21 protein-coding genes are annotated in these 16,389 nt (G+C 63.9%); 8 read left to right on the top strand and 13 right to left on the bottom strand.

Annotated elements, in window-relative coordinates; translation table 11 throughout:
• Positions 1–38 precede the first annotated feature (38 nt).
• The 6 genes from BRA1417_RS0132650 to BRA1417_RS0132625 all read right to left on the bottom strand — a co-directional run bounded on the left by BRA1417_RS0132650 (position 39) and on the right by BRA1417_RS0132625 (position 5,790).
• The gene (locus BRA1417_RS0132650; RefSeq protein WP_027519380.1) at positions 39–464 is read right to left on the bottom strand and encodes a hypothetical protein; all 426 of its coding nucleotides are present in this window, start codon (positions 462–464) and stop codon (positions 39–41) included.
• Positions 465–594: 130 nt separating this feature from the next.
• Complete coding sequence (locus BRA1417_RS0132645; protein ID WP_027519379.1) at positions 595–1,584, bottom strand: tripartite tricarboxylate transporter substrate binding protein; 990 nt, start codon at positions 1,582–1,584, stop codon at positions 595–597.
• A 110-nt stretch (positions 1,585–1,694) separates the two neighbouring features.
• Positions 1,695–2,705 (bottom strand): FUSC family protein, encoded by a 1,011-nt coding sequence (locus tag BRA1417_RS0132640; RefSeq protein WP_245286303.1) that lies wholly within the window; start codon positions 2,703–2,705, stop codon positions 1,695–1,697.
• A gap of 127 nt (positions 2,706–2,832) precedes the next feature.
• Positions 2,833–3,762 carry a transporter substrate-binding domain-containing protein gene (locus BRA1417_RS0132635; protein WP_027519377.1) on the bottom strand — a complete coding sequence of 310 codons (930 nt, stop codon included), beginning with the start codon at positions 3,760–3,762 and terminating at the stop codon, positions 2,833–2,835.
• The gene (locus BRA1417_RS0132630) at positions 3,759–4,115 is read right to left on the bottom strand and encodes a cytochrome c (protein WP_027519376.1); all 357 of its coding nucleotides are present in this window, start codon (positions 4,113–4,115) and stop codon (positions 3,759–3,761) included. The genes BRA1417_RS0132635 and BRA1417_RS0132630 overlap by 4 nt, the downstream gene beginning before the upstream one ends.
• Before the next feature lie 10 nt (positions 4,116–4,125).
• Positions 4,126–5,790 carry a methanol/ethanol family PQQ-dependent dehydrogenase gene (locus BRA1417_RS0132625; RefSeq protein WP_027519375.1) on the bottom strand — a complete coding sequence of 555 codons (1,665 nt, stop codon included), beginning with the start codon at positions 5,788–5,790 and terminating at the stop codon, positions 4,126–4,128.
• Between the two features lie 342 nt (positions 5,791–6,132).
• Here BRA1417_RS0132625 and BRA1417_RS0132620 point away from each other — a divergent pair, with 342 nt between their 5' ends.
• The 4 genes from BRA1417_RS0132620 to BRA1417_RS0132605 all read left to right on the top strand — a co-directional run bounded on the left by BRA1417_RS0132620 (position 6,133) and on the right by BRA1417_RS0132605 (position 8,060).
• Positions 6,133–6,525, top strand: a complete 393-nt coding sequence (locus BRA1417_RS0132620; protein WP_027519374.1) for an EF-hand domain-containing protein — start codon at positions 6,133–6,135, stop codon at positions 6,523–6,525.
• 171 nt (positions 6,526–6,696) lie between these two features.
• Positions 6,697–6,777: a pyrroloquinoline quinone precursor peptide PqqA gene (gene pqqA, locus BRA1417_RS41290; RefSeq protein WP_018460299.1), complete on the top strand. Its 81-nt coding sequence runs from the start codon at positions 6,697–6,699 to the stop codon at positions 6,775–6,777.
• A 36-nt stretch (positions 6,778–6,813) separates the two neighbouring features.
• Complete coding sequence (locus tag BRA1417_RS0132610; RefSeq protein WP_027519373.1) at positions 6,814–7,719, top strand: hypothetical protein; 906 nt, start codon at positions 6,814–6,816, stop codon at positions 7,717–7,719.
• Between the two features lie 131 nt (positions 7,720–7,850).
• Positions 7,851–8,060, top strand: a complete 210-nt coding sequence (locus tag BRA1417_RS0132605) for a hypothetical protein (RefSeq protein ID WP_027519372.1) — start codon at positions 7,851–7,853, stop codon at positions 8,058–8,060.
• 10 nt (positions 8,061–8,070) lie between these two features.
• Here BRA1417_RS0132605 and BRA1417_RS0132600 read toward each other — a convergent pair whose 3' ends face one another.
• The 4 genes from BRA1417_RS0132600 to BRA1417_RS0132585 are packed head-to-tail and all read right to left on the bottom strand — an operon-like array spanning position 8,071 to position 10,891.
• Complete coding sequence (locus BRA1417_RS0132600) at positions 8,071–8,424, bottom strand: hypothetical protein (RefSeq protein WP_027519371.1); 354 nt, start codon at positions 8,422–8,424, stop codon at positions 8,071–8,073.
• A gap of 47 nt (positions 8,425–8,471) precedes the next feature.
• On the bottom strand, positions 8,472–9,182 hold the full coding sequence (locus BRA1417_RS0132595; RefSeq protein ID WP_027519370.1) for an ABC transporter ATP-binding protein: 711 nt from the start codon (positions 9,180–9,182) through the stop codon (positions 8,472–8,474).
• Positions 9,172–9,909: an ABC transporter permease gene (locus BRA1417_RS0132590; RefSeq protein ID WP_007612967.1), complete on the bottom strand. Its 738-nt coding sequence runs from the start codon at positions 9,907–9,909 to the stop codon at positions 9,172–9,174. The genes BRA1417_RS0132595 and BRA1417_RS0132590 overlap by 11 nt, the downstream gene beginning before the upstream one ends.
• Before the next feature lies 1 nt (position 9,910).
• The gene (locus BRA1417_RS0132585) at positions 9,911–10,891 is read right to left on the bottom strand and encodes an ABC transporter substrate-binding protein (protein WP_035968950.1); all 981 of its coding nucleotides are present in this window, start codon (positions 10,889–10,891) and stop codon (positions 9,911–9,913) included.
• Positions 10,892–10,978: 87 nt separating this feature from the next.
• On the opposite strand from BRA1417_RS0132585, the gene BRA1417_RS0132580 reads away from it, so the two are divergent.
• Both BRA1417_RS0132580 and BRA1417_RS0132575 read left to right on the top strand, forming a co-directional pair.
• Positions 10,979–11,338 (top strand): hypothetical protein, encoded by a 360-nt coding sequence (locus BRA1417_RS0132580; RefSeq protein WP_027519368.1) that lies wholly within the window; start codon positions 10,979–10,981, stop codon positions 11,336–11,338.
• 90 nt (positions 11,339–11,428) lie between these two features.
• Positions 11,429–12,436: a transporter gene (locus BRA1417_RS0132575; protein ID WP_027519367.1), complete on the top strand. Its 1,008-nt coding sequence runs from the start codon at positions 11,429–11,431 to the stop codon at positions 12,434–12,436.
• Positions 12,437–12,455: 19 nt separating this feature from the next.
• On the opposite strand, the gene BRA1417_RS0132570 is transcribed toward BRA1417_RS0132575, so the two are convergent.
• Together BRA1417_RS0132570 and BRA1417_RS0132565 are read right to left on the bottom strand one after the other, a co-directional pair.
• Positions 12,456–13,274: a quinoprotein dehydrogenase-associated SoxYZ-like carrier gene (locus tag BRA1417_RS0132570; RefSeq protein WP_027519366.1), complete on the bottom strand. Its 819-nt coding sequence runs from the start codon at positions 13,272–13,274 to the stop codon at positions 12,456–12,458.
• 50 nt (positions 13,275–13,324) lie between these two features.
• Positions 13,325–14,251, bottom strand: coding sequence for a quinoprotein relay system zinc metallohydrolase 2 (locus tag BRA1417_RS0132565; protein ID WP_027519365.1), 927 nt, complete (start codon positions 14,249–14,251; stop codon positions 13,325–13,327).
• A gap of 129 nt (positions 14,252–14,380) precedes the next feature.
• On the opposite strand from BRA1417_RS0132565, the gene BRA1417_RS0132560 reads away from it, so the two are divergent.
• Both BRA1417_RS0132560 and BRA1417_RS0132555 read left to right on the top strand, forming a co-directional pair.
• The gene (locus BRA1417_RS0132560; protein ID WP_027519364.1) at positions 14,381–15,262 is read left to right on the top strand and encodes a substrate-binding domain-containing protein; all 882 of its coding nucleotides are present in this window, start codon (positions 14,381–14,383) and stop codon (positions 15,260–15,262) included.
• Between the two features lie 10 nt (positions 15,263–15,272).
• Positions 15,273–15,830, top strand: a complete 558-nt coding sequence (locus BRA1417_RS0132555) for a PQQ-dependent catabolism-associated CXXCW motif protein (protein WP_027519363.1) — start codon at positions 15,273–15,275, stop codon at positions 15,828–15,830.
• 181 nt (positions 15,831–16,011) lie between these two features.
• Here BRA1417_RS0132555 and BRA1417_RS0132550 read toward each other — a convergent pair whose 3' ends face one another.
• Positions 16,012–16,311: a copper-binding protein gene (locus tag BRA1417_RS0132550; RefSeq protein ID WP_027519362.1), complete on the bottom strand. Its 300-nt coding sequence runs from the start codon at positions 16,309–16,311 to the stop codon at positions 16,012–16,014.
• Positions 16,312–16,389: the final 78 nt, after the last annotated feature.

Raw genomic sequence — 16,389 nt, 5'->3', positions numbered from 1 at the left:
CGACGCGACGGCTGACCGTCACGCGCCCGCGATGTCTCTCATGCCGATATGGCGATGTAGGGAATGCTGGTCAGGAGAGCGGCGAGCAGCACTGCATTGCCCAGCATCCCACTCCAATGCAGTCGGCGCAGCCGGCGTGGGGCCTCAGCATCGCCGGCGTCCCTGGCGCTGAGCTGTTCATCCATCCGTTGCATGAACCAGCGGCGTCCATAGATCGCCAAGGCCGCAAGGAGGCCAACGCCCATCGCGGCGACCAGACGACCGTCGAGCAGGAAAGCGACCGTTCCGATGAGTCCGGCAACGCGCATCACCAGAAAATGGGCATTGAACATGCCGCGTAAAAGCTGGGCGACGGGCTGGATATCCAGCTTCACCAGCAGAAAGGCCGGAGACGCCAGCGTGAAATAGCCCATCGGAAAGAGCAGGATGATCATGACGGCTACGGCGACGCCATCCGGTGTCATGGGATCGGCCTTTCGTGTCCGCGCCGGCGGGACCTTCCCGCCGGCTTCCCACAATCATAGCGGGAAAATGCGTTTCCGGCACTAGGCTTTGGTCGGATGCCGCGCCGCGAAGGGCGTCTTGGCTCGCGGTTCAGGAGGGCTCGAGTCCGAGGGACCGCGCGCTCTCGATCCAGATCGGCAGCTCGCGCTGATACAGCGCGTTGGTTTCCTTGAAGCCGATCGCGGGTTCGAGCACGAACGTGTTGAGCACCTCCTTCACCTTCGGATCGCTGTTGGCAGCGACGCAAAGCTCCGCCAGGCGGTCGACGACCGGCTGCGGTGTCGCCTTCGGCACGGCCCAGCCGGAGAAGCCGCTGACGGTGAAGAATTTCGACGTCGCGCCCTGCTCGGGGAGGGTCTTGATATCGGGAATCGCGTCGACCTTCTTCGAATGCACCGCGAATACGGTGCCACGGTCGCTCTGCAAAACTGATTGCGCTGCCGTGTAGCTGCCCATGGCCACATCGAGCGTACCTTCCAGCATGCCCGTCCACATCGGGGCTTCGCCGCGATAGTGGATCGGCTCGATGGCAAGGCCGTACTGCTTGTTGAGCTCATGGATGGTCATATGCGGGGCCGAGCCCGCGCTATAGGTGCCGAAGTTGACCTTGCCGCTCTTGCGCGCGAAGGCGACGAAATCCTCCAGCGACTTGACGCCGGTTTTTGGGTTCGCGACCAGCAACAGGCCCGCGCCGGGAATGACGCTGACCAGCGTCAAATCCTTGTCCATGTCGTAGCCGGGAGCCTTCATCACCACCCGATTCATGATGTAAGTGGTCGAGATCGAGCATAGGATGGTGTGGCCGTCGGGCTCCGCGCGGGCGACCTCCGCCGTCCCGATCGCGCCGGCGGCGCCGGGCTTGTTCTCGATGACGACGGTCTTTCCGACCTGCTTGGAAATGAATTCGCCATAGGCACGCGCGAGCAGGTCGGTCTGTCCGCCGGCGGGATAGCTGCAAATCATGCGGATTTGCCGCGATGGCCACGCAGCCTGCGCCGAGGCGTTGCGCGAGACGAAAGGCATGGCGAGTGTGGCGGTGCCAGCGGCGATGAAGTGGCGACGATCGAGCTTCGCGGACATGATTCTCTCCCGGATTGCCACCGACGGTACTGCATCCGGTCGCCTCTGCCATGGGTGCCAGGCGAGACAGATTGGCGCATTCGAATGGCCGCGCTGTGCCTATTCGGGCGTCATCCGGACAATCGCACTTTTCGCATGACACGCAGCCAGACGATTTCGGTCAGGGCTACCGCAAGCAAGCCAAAGGTGCCGCCGATCAGCACGTTGGCGATGCGCTCCTCCGCGATGCCGCTGGCGCTGCCGGCGAAAGAGGCGGCCAGCGCGATGAAGAAGCAGCGCAGGCCGAAGCCGATGATGTAGCGGGAGAACGAGATCAGCGTGAGGGTGGCCGCGAGAACCGCGAGCGCATAGCCGACCCGGCTTTGCGGCAGCACCATGCCGGCGAGGAAACCGAGCGGCACGCCGGCGACGGCGCCGATCGCCCGCTGCTTCAGCTTGCCGATCGAAGCGGCGAAATCGCCGACCACGACGCTTGCGGCCGACCACATCACCCATTGGCCCTGCGCGAGATCGAGGATCTCGACCAGCGCCGCCGCAGCGAACACCGCAAGGGCGGTTGCCGCCGCGGGCACAAACCATTCGGCCGCGGGCGCTCCGAACGAGGTCGCGGCATCGCCGCACCGTCGCTGGTCGTAAATCCGGATGGCGCAGACCAGAGCCAGCGCGATCGGAGAGGACACGATGATCATGCCGGCATGGCGCAGGGCTTCCGAGGCGCTCACGCCCTCCCGCACCTCGCAGGCAAGATACACGGCGGGGATGAACACCCAATTCCCGAGCGTGCGGAAATGTTCGCCGTGGCGCGTCACTGCGACCGCAAGGAATCCGGCGAGCGCCGTCAGCACTGCGAATAGCGGCTTGATCGGGCTCGCGAGGAACAGCGCGGCAAAGGTGAGGAGGATGGCGAGATAATGCCACGCCACGACTTTCGGCGGCAGGTGCAGCCTGAGTGCGGGAATGAGCAACGAGACCGCGACCAACCCGAGATTCAGCAGCGCCGTCTCGCGCGCGATGAAATAGGCGGCGACCATCGGGCCGACGACGATCAGCGCCCGCACCAACTCGCCGGTCTTGATTTCGCGCGAGAGGAGATCGCGCAGACTTGCGGCGAAAGGATTCACGATGTCACCAAAGGACCGAATGAAAACGGCTGCATCATAGGGTGCAGAATGTCGCCGAGCCAGCCATGGTTGTAGCGGGCCCATCGCCGACCACTTTATCCGTCATTCCGGGAGCCGGACGCTCCCGTCACCGCTGAATGATCTTCATCCAGACGTCGCCGAGGATCGCAGGCTCACGCGGCGGCAGATAGCTCAGCCCCATCTGCCTGCCGAATTCGGCGATCTTGCCCTCGGCAGCAAGCCCGGTCAGCGCCTTGTTGACGGCGTCGATCAGTGCGGGATCGCTGGCGAGCCCGACATAGCCGCGGTTGGCCCCGATCGGATAGTAGTAGCCGGACGCGGTGATCGCCGTATCAGGGTGCGCGGCGCGATAGGCGTCGAAGCGGCCGAGGTCGATCAGCGTCGCGTCATGGTCGCCACGGGCAAGTGCGCCGAGGAGATCATCGCGGGCGGGGACAAGATGCGTGATGTCGTCGATCAGGCGCCCCTTGTCGAAGGTCATGAGGATCGCATCGCCGAGCGAGCCGCTCTCGATGACGAGGCGCAGGCCGGCGAGATCGCCGATATCGCCGATCTTGCGACCCCGCGCCTTCGGTCCGAGCACGACCGTCATCGGCGAGTAGACATAGGGCTGGCTCGGCGCGAGCACGCCGAGCGCGACGCGGCGGCGCCGGTCGTCGCGCGTAGCGCCGGCAAAATCCGGCAGGCGCGCCGTTTTCATGCCGGGCTTGACGAGAGAGTCCGTCGTCAGCGCGTAGCCGCCAACGAGCGAGCAGCGCCCGTCGGACAGCAGCGCATTGGCCTCGAGCTGCGGGCTCGAATCCTCGTCCAGCTTGCTCTCGAACCACTGGACCGTCAGCGGCCTTCCGAGCCGATCGGCGATCGCTTGCGCCAGCAGCACGTCGAAACCCGAGCCCGGCTTGCCCTTGTGATGCACCGAGAACGGCGGCCTGTCCTCGTCGAGACAAATCTTGAGCGGATCGTCCGCCGCGCGCGCAGCCGTGACCGCCGCCGCCAGGATCGCGGCAATGCTCCACGCAGCCAGCCAACGCCTCATGGTTTTCTCCGGCTCGAGATGAAGGCCCAGAGATTCCCGATCTCCTCGTCGCTGAGAATATCGGCCCAGGGCGGCATCCTGTTGTTCTTGCCGTTCTTCACCGTGGTGACGAAGCGCGTCTTGTCGTCGGGGAAGGCGCGCAGGTCCGGCGTGATGGTGCCGGGGTTCATCATGTTGGGGCCGTGGCAGTGCGAGCATTTCTCCGCGTAGGTCGACTTGCCGTGGTCGATCTGTGCCTGCACGGGATTGCCGCTTGAATCATCCGCGGCACGAACGGTCGCCGCAAGCGCGACCGCCAGCACCGCGACGGTGGCGAGGATCGCCACCGTCTTGTGAGATAGCTTTCTCAGCATCGTGCCGTGGTTATTGCTTGACCGCAAAAACCCAAAGCGAGCCACCGGGCGGGACTTTGGCCAGCCGCTCGTCGCCGGAGAACAGCGAGTAGACGCCGCCATAGCCGCTCGTCACGGCGACATACTGCACGCCGTCCTGCTGCCAGGTCACCGGTTGTCCCTCGATGCCCGAGCCGGTCTGGAACTGCCAGAGCTTCTTGCCGGTGTCGGCATCGAAGGCCTCGAACTCGCCGGTCAGCGCGCCCGAGAACACGACGCCGCCCGCGGTCGACAACACGCCGGAGAAGCGCGGGATGTCGCTTGGTGCTTCCCACTTCGCCTTGCCGGTCATGGGATCGATCGCCTTCAGATGACCGCGCGGGCCATCACCCCATTCCCAGAGATCGGTGAGGTCCATGCCGAGATACCATTCCCCCTGCTTGAAGGTGGCCGGTTCGGTCTTGTACCTGCCGCCGAAGGCGAGCGTATTGGCGTAGGCGAGGCCGGTCTGCGGATTGAACGACATCGGCTCCCAGTTCTTGCCGCCGAGGATCGACGGATAGACGGTCACCTTCTTGCCCTCACGCGCATCCTTCGAGACGTCGGTCTCGATGGGACGTCCGGTCTTCATGTCGATTCCGGTCGCCCAGTTGACCTTCACGTAAGGATTGGCCGCGAGCAGCTTTCCATTGGTGCGGTCGAGCACGTAGAAGAAACCGTTGCGGTTGGCGTCCATCAACACCTTGGTCGGCTTGCCCTCGACGTTCATGTCGGCGAGGACCATCTCGGCCACGCTGTCATAGTCGAACGGATTGTTCGGCGAGAACTGGTAGTGCCACTTGATCTTGCCGGTCTTGGGATCCATCGCCAGCACGGAGCAGGTGTAGAGATTGTCGCCCGGGCGAACCGCCGAGTTGAACGGTCCGGGATTGCCGATACCCCAATAGACCGTGTTCAGCTCGGGATCATAGGAACCCGTAATCCAGGTCGAGCCACCGCCGAGCTTCCAGGTATCGCCCTTCCAGGTGTCGCCGCCGGGCTCGTCGGGTGAGGGGATCGAATGGGTGCGCCACAAATGCTTGCCCGTTGCCGGATCCCAGCCGTCGATGAAGCCGCGGGTGCCGAACTCGGCGCCGGAGATGCCGGTGATCACGACGCCGTCGGCGACCAGCGGCGCCACCGTCATCGAATAGCCTTCCTTGATGTCGGCGGCCTTCTGCCGCCACAGCTCCTTGCCGTCCTTGGCGTCGAGCGCGATCACGTTGGCGTCGAGCGTGGTGCGGAACACCTTGCCCTCATAGAGTGCGGCGCCGCGATTGATGATGCCGCAGCAGACGATGCGCGGCGTTTCGGCAGGATACTCGACCTTGGATTTCCAGATTTGCTTGCCGGTCTTGGCATCGACCGCCATGGTCGCGTTGTGCGACGTCACGTAGATCACGCCCTGGTACACTAGCGGCTGGGATTCCTCGCTGCGATCGTCGTTGAAAGAGTAGTTCCAGACCGGGACAAGGTTCTTGACGCTGTCCTTGTTGATCTGGTTCAGCGTCGAGAAGCGCTGGAGATTGTAGCCCATCCCGTAGTTGAGAACGTTCGATGTATCGGTCGCGCCCTTGACCAGCTGCTCGCTGGTTTGTGCATTTGCACAAGTCGATGCAAGCATGACGAGGCTCGCGGCCATCGCAAAGCGTTTCATCCGTTCCTCCCAATATGCGCGCCTATTGACGCTGCGACAGCAACACTCCGCCCGAATGCAAAACGCGTCAATACGAAAGTCGTAATTGCGATGCCGATATGGTGGGCGGCGGGATGCCAGTCACCTGACGGAGAGCTGACAAGCAACTCTCACTTGTGCGCAGGCGCTGAAGAAATTCCGCGGCATGGAGCAGGGCGCGGGCGCGACGGCAGCGGTCGGCCGACGGGTTCCGCAAGTTGTGCTGTGTGCGGGCTGCAATTCGGGGCTTGAACCGAGGCTCGCTTGTGGACTTATGTCGTTTCGATCCGGTTCGAATCGGAGCTCTTGGTGAGGGAGGTTTTCATGATATCGCGTCGCTCTGTTGCACTTGCGCTCACGATTGCGCTGATGTCCGGTCCGGCATGGTCGGCCTCCGGCAATGCGGTCAAGACGTTCGATGCCGACAATGACGGCACACTCGACCTAGCCGAGGTGAAGAAGGCGGCGGCCGCGTTGTTCGCCAAGCTCGATCCCGATCACGACGGCACGCTCGACGCCCGCGAATTGCGCGGACGGTTAACGGCGAAAGAACTCGCCGCCGCCGATCCCGATCGCGACGGGACTCTCACGCTCGACGAATACCTCTCGGTGGTGGAGCAGCGCTTCAACGCGGCGAATCCCGACAAGGATGGAACGCTGGATGCCAAGGAGATGAACTCGCGTGCCGGCCGCGCGCTGCTGCGCTTGTTGCAGTGAAGACTGCGCCGCTTGACTGGGAGCGAAGGCGAGTTGCCCGAGAGAGAAATTTGCAAGCGCGATGCGACAGTTCGCTGTGTCACCGGCGCGATTCCAGACTTGCGCTGTGCCTGACGCAGCCCTAGGTTTTGGCCGGCGCGATGTCGCGCTCAATCCCTTGGGAGTCCCCGAATGGCCTGGAAAGCTCCGAAGATCGTGGAAGTGCCGGTCGGCATGGAAATCAACATGTACGCCTGCGCTCTGCGCAAGTAAGACCACAAGTAAGACTGACGACCTGCCGCGGCTTCGATGGCAACCACCGTCGAAGCCGTGGTAGTGTCGGGGATGCGCGCGAGAGCCCTTACATTCTGGACCATAGCCGCCTGCACCGTCGCGCTCGCGCCGGCATGCGTCAGCGCCGAAGAGGGCTTTGATACCGAGCACATCTTCGGCTTCATGATCGGCACCGATGTCGGCAACCCCGGCGAGCGCGAATTCCAGACCCAGACGACAGGACGATTCGGCAAGGGTGGCGGGACCTATCGCGCGCTGTCGCAGGAGGTCGAAATAGAGATCGTGCCGCTGCCGAACTTCCGCATCGAGGTCGGCGGCACGGCCACGCTGCACGACATCACCGGCGTCCCCGATATCGGCGACCGTCGCCAGTTCAATTTCCAGGGCGCGTCGCTCGACCTGCGCTATCGCCTGCTCGATCGCGAGCGCGCGCCATTCGGATTGACTGTCGCAGCCGAACTCCATGGCGACCGCATCGACGAGACCTCGGGCGCGAAAGGGCGGATGTACGGTACCGATTTCACGCTCGCCTTCGATCGCGAACTGATCCCGAACTTCGCCATTGGGGCGCTCAACCTGATCTATCAACCCGAATGGGCGCGCTTCGAGATGGCGGGGCTGTCCGAAAAGAGCTCGACCATCGGCGCGGCTTTCGCGGGCCTCGTGCGCGTGCGGCCCAACGTGCTGCTCGGCGGCGAGGTGCGCTACTTCCGGCAGTATGAAGGCATCGGCCTCGGCGAGTTCGCGGGCCAGGCCCTTTTCGTTGGTCCGACCGCTTATTTCCAGCTGTCCGAGCGCTCGCGCCTGACCATGAGCTGGAGCATGCAGGCTTGGGGCCGTCCGGCCGGATCGGGCGGTAATCTTGATCTCGTCAATTTCGAGCGCCACCAGGCAAGGGTCATATTCGGCGTCAATTTCTAGGCGCGCTCTTCGCCTCTCCGCGCTTGCAGGGAGAGGAAAAAGCCCCCGTTTGTCCCGCCGTATTGAAACTTCCGGCTCCTCGGAGCGTAACCTTTTGTGCTAATCTTCATCGCCTCTGCGAGGATCCCGGCATGAACCCGATCGACCTGGTGGTGACTGTGTGTGCGGTGCTCTCGCCTGCGACCTGCGAGGAGCAGCATCTGGTGTTCAACTATGCGGGGTCGCCGAAGCAATGCGCGATGGCTGCGCCGCCCTATATCGCGCAATGGGTCGGCGACCATCCGAAGTGGCAGGCGGTGCGGTGGCGCTGCGAGTATCCGCATCCGAATGACAAGGCGTAAGCCGCCGGCGTTATTTCGTGCAGTCCTTCAGATCCTTGTCGGAGACCGAGAACACCGCATCCGCCTTGATCTCGATGTCGTGCACGATGCACTGCCGTGCATTGGGATAGCTGACCCTGGCGTCGTAGCGGCCGGGCTCGACGCCGGTGATGCGCAGCCGCTCGTCGTGGTCGACCTCCTTGTCCTTGTCGTTCAAGCACTGGTTCGGCCCCCACTCGGTCTTCCCGGCCGGCGAGAGCTGGAAGCCGGAGATCGTCTCCGTCGTAAGATTCCAGAGCCGGATACCCTTGCCCTTGGCCTGCGCGAGCGCCGCGCCCGGCATCGCAACCAACAGGATGCCGATCGCAATCAGCGTACGCCGCATGATGACCCTCCCGCGAAGATTTCGTTGGTCCAGTTGACCATGAGTTCTCATTTCGATTCAAGCTGCAACGCCGCGAGCTCGGCCCTGATCCTGCCGAGCTCGGCCTCGCTGCGCTCCGCGCGCGGGATGGCAATCGGCACCTCGCGCACGATGCGCGCCGGTCGCGGCGACAGCAAGAACAGGCGGTCGCCGAGCCGGATCGCGTCATCCAGGCTGTGGGTGACGAGCAGGGTCATCACCGGACGGCGCGCCACCAGCGTCGCGATCTCGTCGCGCAAGCGGCCGGCCAGCGCGTCGTCGAGCGAGGCGAGGGGCTCGTCGAGCACGAGCAGATCGGGCTCGACGGCAAAGGCGCGGGCGAGCGCGACGCGCCGGGCCAACCCCAACGACAATTCGCCGGGAAAATGGCTGCGATGCGCCTCCAGCTCCAGGATCCTGAACAGCTCGGCGAGCTTGGCATCAGTGACATCGGGGGCCGCAAGCCGCACATTCTGCTCGACCGAGCGCCATGGCAGCAGCCGCGGCTCCTGGAAAACCATGCCGATCCGCGCTTCCGGTGGGCGCGAGACGCGTCCCTCGAAATCGCGGTCGAGCCCCAGGATGATGCGCAGCATCGTGCTCTTGCCGCAGCCGGACGGACCGATCAGGACGCCGACCTCGCCGGACTGCAGCGCGAAGCTGACCGGCGCCAGCACCTCCTGCGTCCCGCCCGCGGCACTCCTGAACGTCTTCCCTGTGATATCGACCTCAAGCCGCACGGGGTCGCCACCGTGTTGCGCGGGCTTCGAATGGTTGCACCAGCGCGGTCTCGATCACGAGCACGACGGCGGCGAAGGTTAGCGAATAGGCCAGCAGCCGCGGCGTGTCGAACAGCTGGAAGGCGACGCCGATCTCGAAGCCGACGCCGTTGGGTCGCCCCAGGAGTTCGGCGACCAGCACGATCTTCCACACCAGCGACAATCCGGAGCGGGCTGAGGCTGCGATATAGGGCGCCAGCTGCGGCAGCACGACGTGGCGGAAGGCGCGCCAGCGCGGCATCGCGAACACGCTCGCCATTTCGTCCAGCGAGCGGTCGAGCGCGCGCGCGCCCTCGCGCAAGGTGACGATGGCGGTCGGCAGCTTGTTGATGGCGATCGCCGCGATCGCTGCGGCCTCGGTGAGCCCGGCCCAGATATAGGCCAGCACGATCACGACCAGCGCGGGGAGGTTCAGGAGCAGGATCAGCCAGGGATCGCCGAGCCGGTCGGCCAGCTTCACCCGTCCCATCAGATAGCCGATGGCGCTGCCGAGCGACATCGCCAGCACGAAGGCGAGGCTCACGCGGGCGAGCGTGGCGCCGAGATGCAGGAACAGCGCGCCGCTCGATGCTTCCGCGATGACGACGTCGAGCACGGCCGGCGGAGAGGGGAGCTTCGCGGCGCCGACGAACAGCGCGGCTGTCCACCAGATCGCGAGCAACAGGGCAAACGACAGAAGACGCAGCACCTCAGTCTCCGGCAACTGCGTGATAGAACGTGCCGGGATCGAGCTCGGCAGCCGGGCCCACGAGGTCGCGGCCGCCGGTCTCGGCCAGCACGCGGTAGAGCACGCGCGCGTCCCTTTCCTCGTCATCGATGTTCCGGCGCGGAATGCCGTCGCGATATCTCTCGCGATAGGTCTTGAGCAGGGTGGCATCGCTCGTGCCGGTGAGCGGCGCGATCTTGTCCCAGGCGGCATCCGAGGTCACCAGCAGCTGCTTGGCCTTGCGGGTCATCGCGATGAAGCGCGCCACCGCCTCGCGGTGACTTGCTGCCCAGCTCTCGTCGAAGACATAGCCGACTGCGGAGACCGCGCCCTTGGCGCCGAGTTTCGGCAGGATGTCCTCGATGCCGGCAAGGCGTCTAAAACCCTTGGCCTCCAGCTGTGCGCAGAAATTCCAGAAATTGAGGCTGGCATCCATCTCGCCGTCGAGCGCCTTGGCGGCGATCAGAGGCGGAGCCCCATAGACGATGGTCGCCTCCGATTTCAGGTCGATGCCGTCCTGCTTCATGCGCGCCTGGAGCAGCAGCCAGCTCTTGTCGATGGGACCACCGCCGACGGCGAGCTTACGGCCCTTCAAATCGGCGAGCGACTTGATCGGCGAGGAGGCCGGCACCATCACCGCGCCGAGCGCACTGGAATAGGGATAGAAGGTGAGCTTGGCGCCAAGCGTGCGCTCGCGCGACACCCACAGCCAATCGGACAGGATGATGTCGGCGTTGCCGGCGCGCAGCGCGATCTTGCCGGCCTCGGGGCTCGCAAGCTCGGTGACGTCGAGCGACAGGTCGGCCTCCTTGTCGAGGCCGCCAGTGCGGATCGCGGCCAGCTCCCAGGAGAATGTTCCGGTCTTCTGCACCGCAAGGCGGATGGTATCCGCGGCGCGGACGGGCCCGGCTAGTGTCAGCGCCAGCGTCACCGCGAGCGCCAATGATCGACCAAATGCTCTCATCACCTTGTGAGCCGTTTCCTCTGATAGAGTGCTTTTCAGGACAATACGCATAGCATAGCTTCCGTCGCAACCAGCGGGAGGACGCTCATGAATCTGGCCGGACAGCTACGACCGATTGTCGCCGCATTGGCGGTGTGGGCTGCGACCGCGCTCGCTACGCAGGCTGAAGAGGCCAATGATTATCCGACGTCGGCGCGTGCGGAATACGTCTATGGCTGCATGAAGGCCAATGGCGAGAGCCGGCAGGCGATCGAACAATGTTCCTGCTCGATCGACGTTGTGGCCTCGATTGTGCCCTATGAGCGCTACGTCACTGCAGAAACGGCGCTCAGCATGTCCCAGGTCCGCGGTAATCTCGGCGTCCAGTTCCGCACGTCGGAGCAGGCGAATTCCGCGGTGAATGACCTCAGGCGCGCGCAGGCGGAAGCCGAGGTGAGGTGTTTTTGACCGTTGCCGCGCTGCTTCGTTTCCCTCGTCAAGGTCGCCGGCGGAGCTTCGATGGTATGATCCGACGGGCTTGCTTGGTAGGATATCTCGATGGACCGGCACGGCGTTGGAGTGCACCGGGCGGTTGGTGATGCGCCCATCATCGGTGATGCAAACGCCGATGCGCCTCAAGCGCGTCGCGCAAGACGGTTCCCGCTCGGCTTGGCATTGGGAATAATCGCCGCGTTGTCGGCGGTCTCGAATGCGAGCGCCCAGGAGGCCGAGCCGCGATCGTATTCGAATACGCCTGTCGGGTTGAATTTCCTGATCTCGGGCTACGTTTACGCCCAAGGCAAGCTCGCGTTCGATCCCAGCACCGCGATCGCCGATGCCACATTCCGCTCCGATACCGGCGTAGTGGCTTATGTTCGGTCCTTCGACGTCGCTGGCCAGTCGGCCAAGTTCGATGCGATCGTGCCGACATCGTCGTTTGGCGCGCATGGGCTCGTCAACGGCGAGCCGCGCGAACGGGAGATGTCCGGTCTGGGCGATCCGCGATTTCGTGTCTCGGTCAATCTGTTTGGGGCTCCCGCGCTCTCGGCAAAGGACTTCGCCAGCTACCACCAGGATCTGATCGTGGGCGTAAGCCTTCAGGTCTCCGCGCCCCTCGGGCAATATGACAGCACCAAGCTGCTCAACCTCGGCGGCAACCGTTGGTCGTTCCGGCCCGAGCTCGGAATCTCAAAGGCATGGGGACCATGGACGGTCGAACTCGCCCCCAGCGTGACCTTCTTCAGCGACAACACCGACTTCTTCGGCGGCAAGACGTTCTCGCAGGCTCCGATCTATGCGGTGCAGGGACATGTCATCTACACGTTCCAGTCTGGCATATGGATGGCGCTGGACGGACTGTATTTCACCGGCGGCAGCACGACCCTCAACGGCATCAAAAACGATAACGAGCAGGCCATCTCGCGCGCGGGCGTGACGGTTGCCTTTCCGATCGATCGACAAAACTCAGTCAAGCTCTCTGCCAGCACCGGCATCACCAGCCGCACGGGAAGCGAACTGACAGCTGTTGGTATCGCATGGCAGTATCGTTGGGGCGAGGGATATTGAGAGAGGATGATGGACGCCCTCACGTCCCCGGCTTCTCCACATCCCACTCATTGCGGAACACGTGTCCGTCCGTATCCTTGGCTTCCGCGCGAAAACGCCTGGCGCCGTTGGAGACATAGGTGAAGCGCAGGTTGGGATCTTCCGAGATCGAGATGCCGCCTTCCATCGACAGCACGGGGCTGTCGTCCTGCGTCAGCTTGAGCTGATTGATAAAGAACGCGGGAATGTAGAGCTGCGTGACCTGGTCCATCTGCAGCCCGGAATTGTTGGGATGGCCGATCATGATCTGGGCTTCCCGCATGCGGCTCGCGGGCGCCTCTTCGCGCGCGAATTGCCGGTAGCGCATCTGGCCGAGCCGGTTCTGGGCTTCCTCGGCATTCTTCCCCGCTGGTGCCGAGCAACCGCCGGAAGCCTTCACATAGACTTTCGAGACGTAGAGCTGGCCATCGCTGAGCTCGGCCACCGCATGAACGTCGGTGTAATTGTTGACGCGCACGCGTGTCGAGATTTCAGTGACGTTGGCATCCGGCCCGAGTTCGAACTTCGCCGCCATCGGCGCGGGATTACGATCGATCACCAGCGTGATCGAGCGGATGCGGCGGGCATCACCGGGCGAGAGCTTGCTGCGCAGGGTCACCGGCACGATGGCCGCGTCCTCGGCGCGATACGGCATCTCGATGCCAATGACATTGCCGCCGTCATTCATCGGACGGTTGCCGAAGATGTCCTGCACCAGGCCCGGCCAGGGGTCGTAAGCCTCTTCAGCCTGCGCCGGCACGGCGAATGCAATGCCGAGGAGCAGGGCGATCAGAGGCAGTCGGCGCGTGCATCCCGTCATGGTCATGGTCCCGCGGACGAAGCAACGTTTCGCGCATCGTAGCGCGTCCGCTACTCCCATTCAATTTCCGAAAATGCTGCGGTTGCGTTGCGGGCGTTGTAGTCGTCGAACAGCTCCCACTGCGGTCGTTCCGAGGCGGCCGCCTTGGCTGCCGCGGTTCGGATCGGCTCGCCCTTTTTGTTCGACGCCCGGACGTCTGCCAGCAGTGCCATCAGGTAGCGCCGTTCATCGGTCACCGCCGCAGGCCATTCGCTCACGGGCCCGTGACCGGGAACGACGCGCTGCGCCGGAATGCTCTCGAGTTCCCCGAGGGTGCGGAGCCAGCCGCGAATGCTGCCGTCCATCACGGGAATATGGCGGAGAAAGACGAGATCGCCAGCGAACAGCGTCTTCGTCGTCTCATCGAACACGGTCAAATCATTGTCGCTGTGCCCGGCCGGCCAGGCCCTCAAGATCAGGCGGCGCGCGCCGAGATCGAGCGTCATTGTGTCCGCGACGAGCATTGTGGGCGGCACGATCTTTACCGGAGAGATCAATTCGTCGCCCATGATCCGTCTGAAGTTGTCGACATAATACGTGCCGCGCGCAGCGAGCGCCCGCGGCAGCCTGCTGTGCCCGACGAAAATGGTGTCGCCGACGGCGAAGGCCGCATTGCCGAAAACATGGTCGGGATGGCCGTGGGTGTTGATGACGTAGCGGATCGGCTTGCTGGTGCGGGCCCGCACCGCCGCCAGCAGCGCCTCGCCCTCGCGAACGCTACCGCCGGTATCGATTACGGCCACCGCATCCTCGCCCACGATGAAGCCGACATTGGCGATGCCCCCCTCGTTCTCGCGGGTCATCAGCGCGATGGTCCCGGAGTGTACGAAGATTCCCGGCGCGACTTCGCTCACAGGCAATTCGGCCGCTGCAGCGCATGCTAGCGTCGCTGTCACCAGCAGGGACAAGGCTGCGATCACGAGAGCGATGCGAGACACTTTTCCGCCTCAGTTCAAAGGATTGCGTGCGTTGCACTGCAACAAAGAAAAGCCAGCACACAGTCTGGCAAAACATGGCGCGTCATGCGTTGCATGGCTAGCATTCAAACAAGCCTAGGAGGAAGCGCGATGACGGAGGCCGGACGACATCGTCGCTGGTTGTTTTCACTGAGTATCCTGGTTGCGTCTTGCGCGTTCGGCGACGTCGCCATCGCGCAGACCAACGAGACGGGTGACCTCTCATTCGAGCTGGTCGATCCCAAGGTGCTGCGCGTCTGTTCCGACCCGCGCAATCTGCCGTTCTCGAATGAGAAGGGCGAGGGGTTCGAGAACAAGCTTGCCGAGCTGTTTGCGGACAAGCTCCAGAAGAAGCTCGACTATGTCTTTTTTCCGCAAGCCACCGGCTTCGTGCGCATGACGCTTGGCTCGCATCGCTGCGACGTCATCATGGGCTTCCCCCAAGGCGACGACCTCGTGCAAGGCACCAATCCCTATTACCGCACGAGCTATGCCCTCGTCGCGAAAGCAGGCAGCGGGCTGGAGGAGGTCGACACGCTCGAGGATGCCAGGCTGAAGGGCAAACATGTCGGTATCGTCGCCGGCACGCCGCCTGCCACCAACATGGCCATTGCGGGACTGATGGGTGATGCAAAGCCCTATCCGCTGATGATCGACACGCGCTACGACAATTCGGCGCAGGCCATGATCGATGATCTCACGGCGGGCAAGATCGACGCGGGCGTTCTGTGGGGACCGATGGCAGGGTTCTACGCGAAGAAGGCGGGCTCGCTTCATGTCACACCGCTGGTGAAGGAAACCACCGGGCCAAAGCTGGTCTATCGCATCGGCATGGGCGTGCGTGGCGCCGACCAGAACTGGAAGCGGCAGCTCAACAAGCTGATCCAGGAGAACCAGGGCGAGATCAACAAGATCCTGCTCGATTTCGGCGTGCCGCTGCTGGACGAGAGCGATCGGCCGCTCGGCGCGGAGACGGCCAAGAAGACGCCATGAGGCAGACGCCATGAGGCGGCACCTTGCTGCTGCGTTGGTCGCCGCCATGCTGGTGGCGCCGGTTGTTGCGCAGCAGCAGGAGCCGTTCGAGCCCGAGGGCTATCGCACCGACAATTACCGCGCGCCCGTGCCGGCGACGCTAAGTGGCGTGCGCGTGCTGTCGACGTCAGAAGCCGAGGCGATCTGGCACGCGAAGAGCGGCGCCTTCATCGACGTGCTGCCGCGCGCGCCGAAGCCGAAGAACCTTCCCGCGGGGACCGTCTGGCGCGAGGCGCCGCGCAAAAACATTCCGGGCAGCATCTGGCTGCCGGATACCGGCTATGGCACGCTGCCGCCCGCCATGGACGACTACCTTCAGCGCGGCCTTGCGCGTGCATCACACGGCGACAAGACCGCGGTGCTCGTGATCTATTGCCTGGCCGATTGCTGGATGTCCTGGAACGCTGCCAAGCGCGCGCTCGGGTACGGCTACTCCAACGTGGCCTGGTATCCCGATGGCACCGACGGCTGGGAGCGCGCAAAGCTACCCACTGAGGAGGCGCAGCCGGAGCCGCGGCCGGAGCAGTAGGCAAGCTGCATCGCCTAGCGCAGGTGCGCTCCCTCGCCCCGTTCTTACGGGGAGAGGGCTGGGGTGAGGGGCCTCTCTCCGCAGATTGAATTCATCGAGGGACCTGTACCCCCTCACCCGGAATCCGCGCTGCGCGCGAATTCCGACCTCTCCCCGCTTGCGGGGAGAGGTGAAGGCAATACTACTGCTTCTGCAGCTTGGTCAGCGTGCCCGTGCCGTTATTGTCAGTCGCAGAGTACGTCACCCTGTCGCCGGCGTGGACCGCATCGAGCATCGCAGCATCCTTGGCCTTGTACTCCTGGAGCGCGCCGGCGCCGCCTGCGCTGCCGCCGACCGTGCCCTTCTGCGTCTGCTGGATCGAAATCGTGCTGTTGAGCCGATCTATCCGGGTGACCATTCCGGTCAAGTCGTCAGCAAACGCGCTGCTTGCGAGCATGCTGATGGCCGCAGCGCCTGTGAGGATGAATTTTGTGGTTCCCATCGAGGCCTCCCGATGCCTTGGATTACCCATCGACAAGACATCCTAGACCGATTTGGTTCCGGCATATAGCGCGGCGGC

It is taken from the genome of Bradyrhizobium sp. WSM1417 (genome assembly GCF_000515415.1).
GTDB lineage: Bacteria > Pseudomonadota > Alphaproteobacteria > Rhizobiales > Xanthobacteraceae > Bradyrhizobium.
The sequence above is the reverse complement of the archived record's forward strand: the minus strand, read 5'-3'. Positions and strand labels throughout refer to the sequence as shown.

What these genes read in the sequence shown, in the direction of transcription:
- BRA1417_RS0132650 (WP_027519380.1), bottom strand. Translation starts at nt 464, where the DNA reads ATGACACCGGATGGCGTCGCCGTAGCCGTCATGATCATCCTGCTCTTT.
- BRA1417_RS0132645 (WP_027519379.1), bottom strand. Translation starts at nt 1,584, where the DNA reads ATGTCCGCGAAGCTCGATCGTCGCCACTTCATCGCCGCTGGCACCGCC.
- BRA1417_RS0132635 (WP_027519377.1), bottom strand. Translation starts at nt 3,762, where the DNA reads ATGAGGCGTTGGCTGGCTGCGTGGAGCATTGCCGCGATCCTGGCGGCG.
- BRA1417_RS0132630 (WP_027519376.1), bottom strand. Translation starts at nt 4,115, where the DNA reads ATGCTGAGAAAGCTATCTCACAAGACGGTGGCGATCCTCGCCACCGTC.
- BRA1417_RS0132625 (WP_027519375.1), bottom strand. Translation starts at nt 5,790, where the DNA reads ATGAAACGCTTTGCGATGGCCGCGAGCCTCGTCATGCTTGCATCGACT.
- BRA1417_RS0132620 (WP_027519374.1), top strand. Translation starts at nt 6,133, where the DNA reads ATGATATCGCGTCGCTCTGTTGCACTTGCGCTCACGATTGCGCTGATG.
- pqqA (WP_018460299.1), top strand. Translation starts at nt 6,697, where the DNA reads ATGGCCTGGAAAGCTCCGAAGATCGTGGAAGTGCCGGTCGGCATGGAA.
- BRA1417_RS0132610 (WP_027519373.1), top strand. Translation starts at nt 6,814, where the DNA reads ATGGCAACCACCGTCGAAGCCGTGGTAGTGTCGGGGATGCGCGCGAGA.
- BRA1417_RS0132605 (WP_027519372.1), top strand. Translation starts at nt 7,851, where the DNA reads ATGAACCCGATCGACCTGGTGGTGACTGTGTGTGCGGTGCTCTCGCCT.
- BRA1417_RS0132600 (WP_027519371.1), bottom strand. Translation starts at nt 8,424, where the DNA reads ATGCGGCGTACGCTGATTGCGATCGGCATCCTGTTGGTTGCGATGCCG.
- BRA1417_RS0132585 (WP_035968950.1), bottom strand. Translation starts at nt 10,891, where the DNA reads ATGAGAGCATTTGGTCGATCATTGGCGCTCGCGGTGACGCTGGCGCTG.
- BRA1417_RS0132580 (WP_027519368.1), top strand. Translation starts at nt 10,979, where the DNA reads ATGAATCTGGCCGGACAGCTACGACCGATTGTCGCCGCATTGGCGGTG.
- BRA1417_RS0132575 (WP_027519367.1), top strand. Translation starts at nt 11,429, where the DNA reads ATGGACCGGCACGGCGTTGGAGTGCACCGGGCGGTTGGTGATGCGCCC.
- BRA1417_RS0132570 (WP_027519366.1), bottom strand. Translation starts at nt 13,274, where the DNA reads ATGACGGGATGCACGCGCCGACTGCCTCTGATCGCCCTGCTCCTCGGC.
- BRA1417_RS0132560 (WP_027519364.1), top strand. Translation starts at nt 14,381, where the DNA reads ATGACGGAGGCCGGACGACATCGTCGCTGGTTGTTTTCACTGAGTATC.
- BRA1417_RS0132555 (WP_027519363.1), top strand. Translation starts at nt 15,273, where the DNA reads ATGAGGCGGCACCTTGCTGCTGCGTTGGTCGCCGCCATGCTGGTGGCG.
- BRA1417_RS0132550 (WP_027519362.1), bottom strand. Translation starts at nt 16,311, where the DNA reads ATGGGAACCACAAAATTCATCCTCACAGGCGCTGCGGCCATCAGCATG.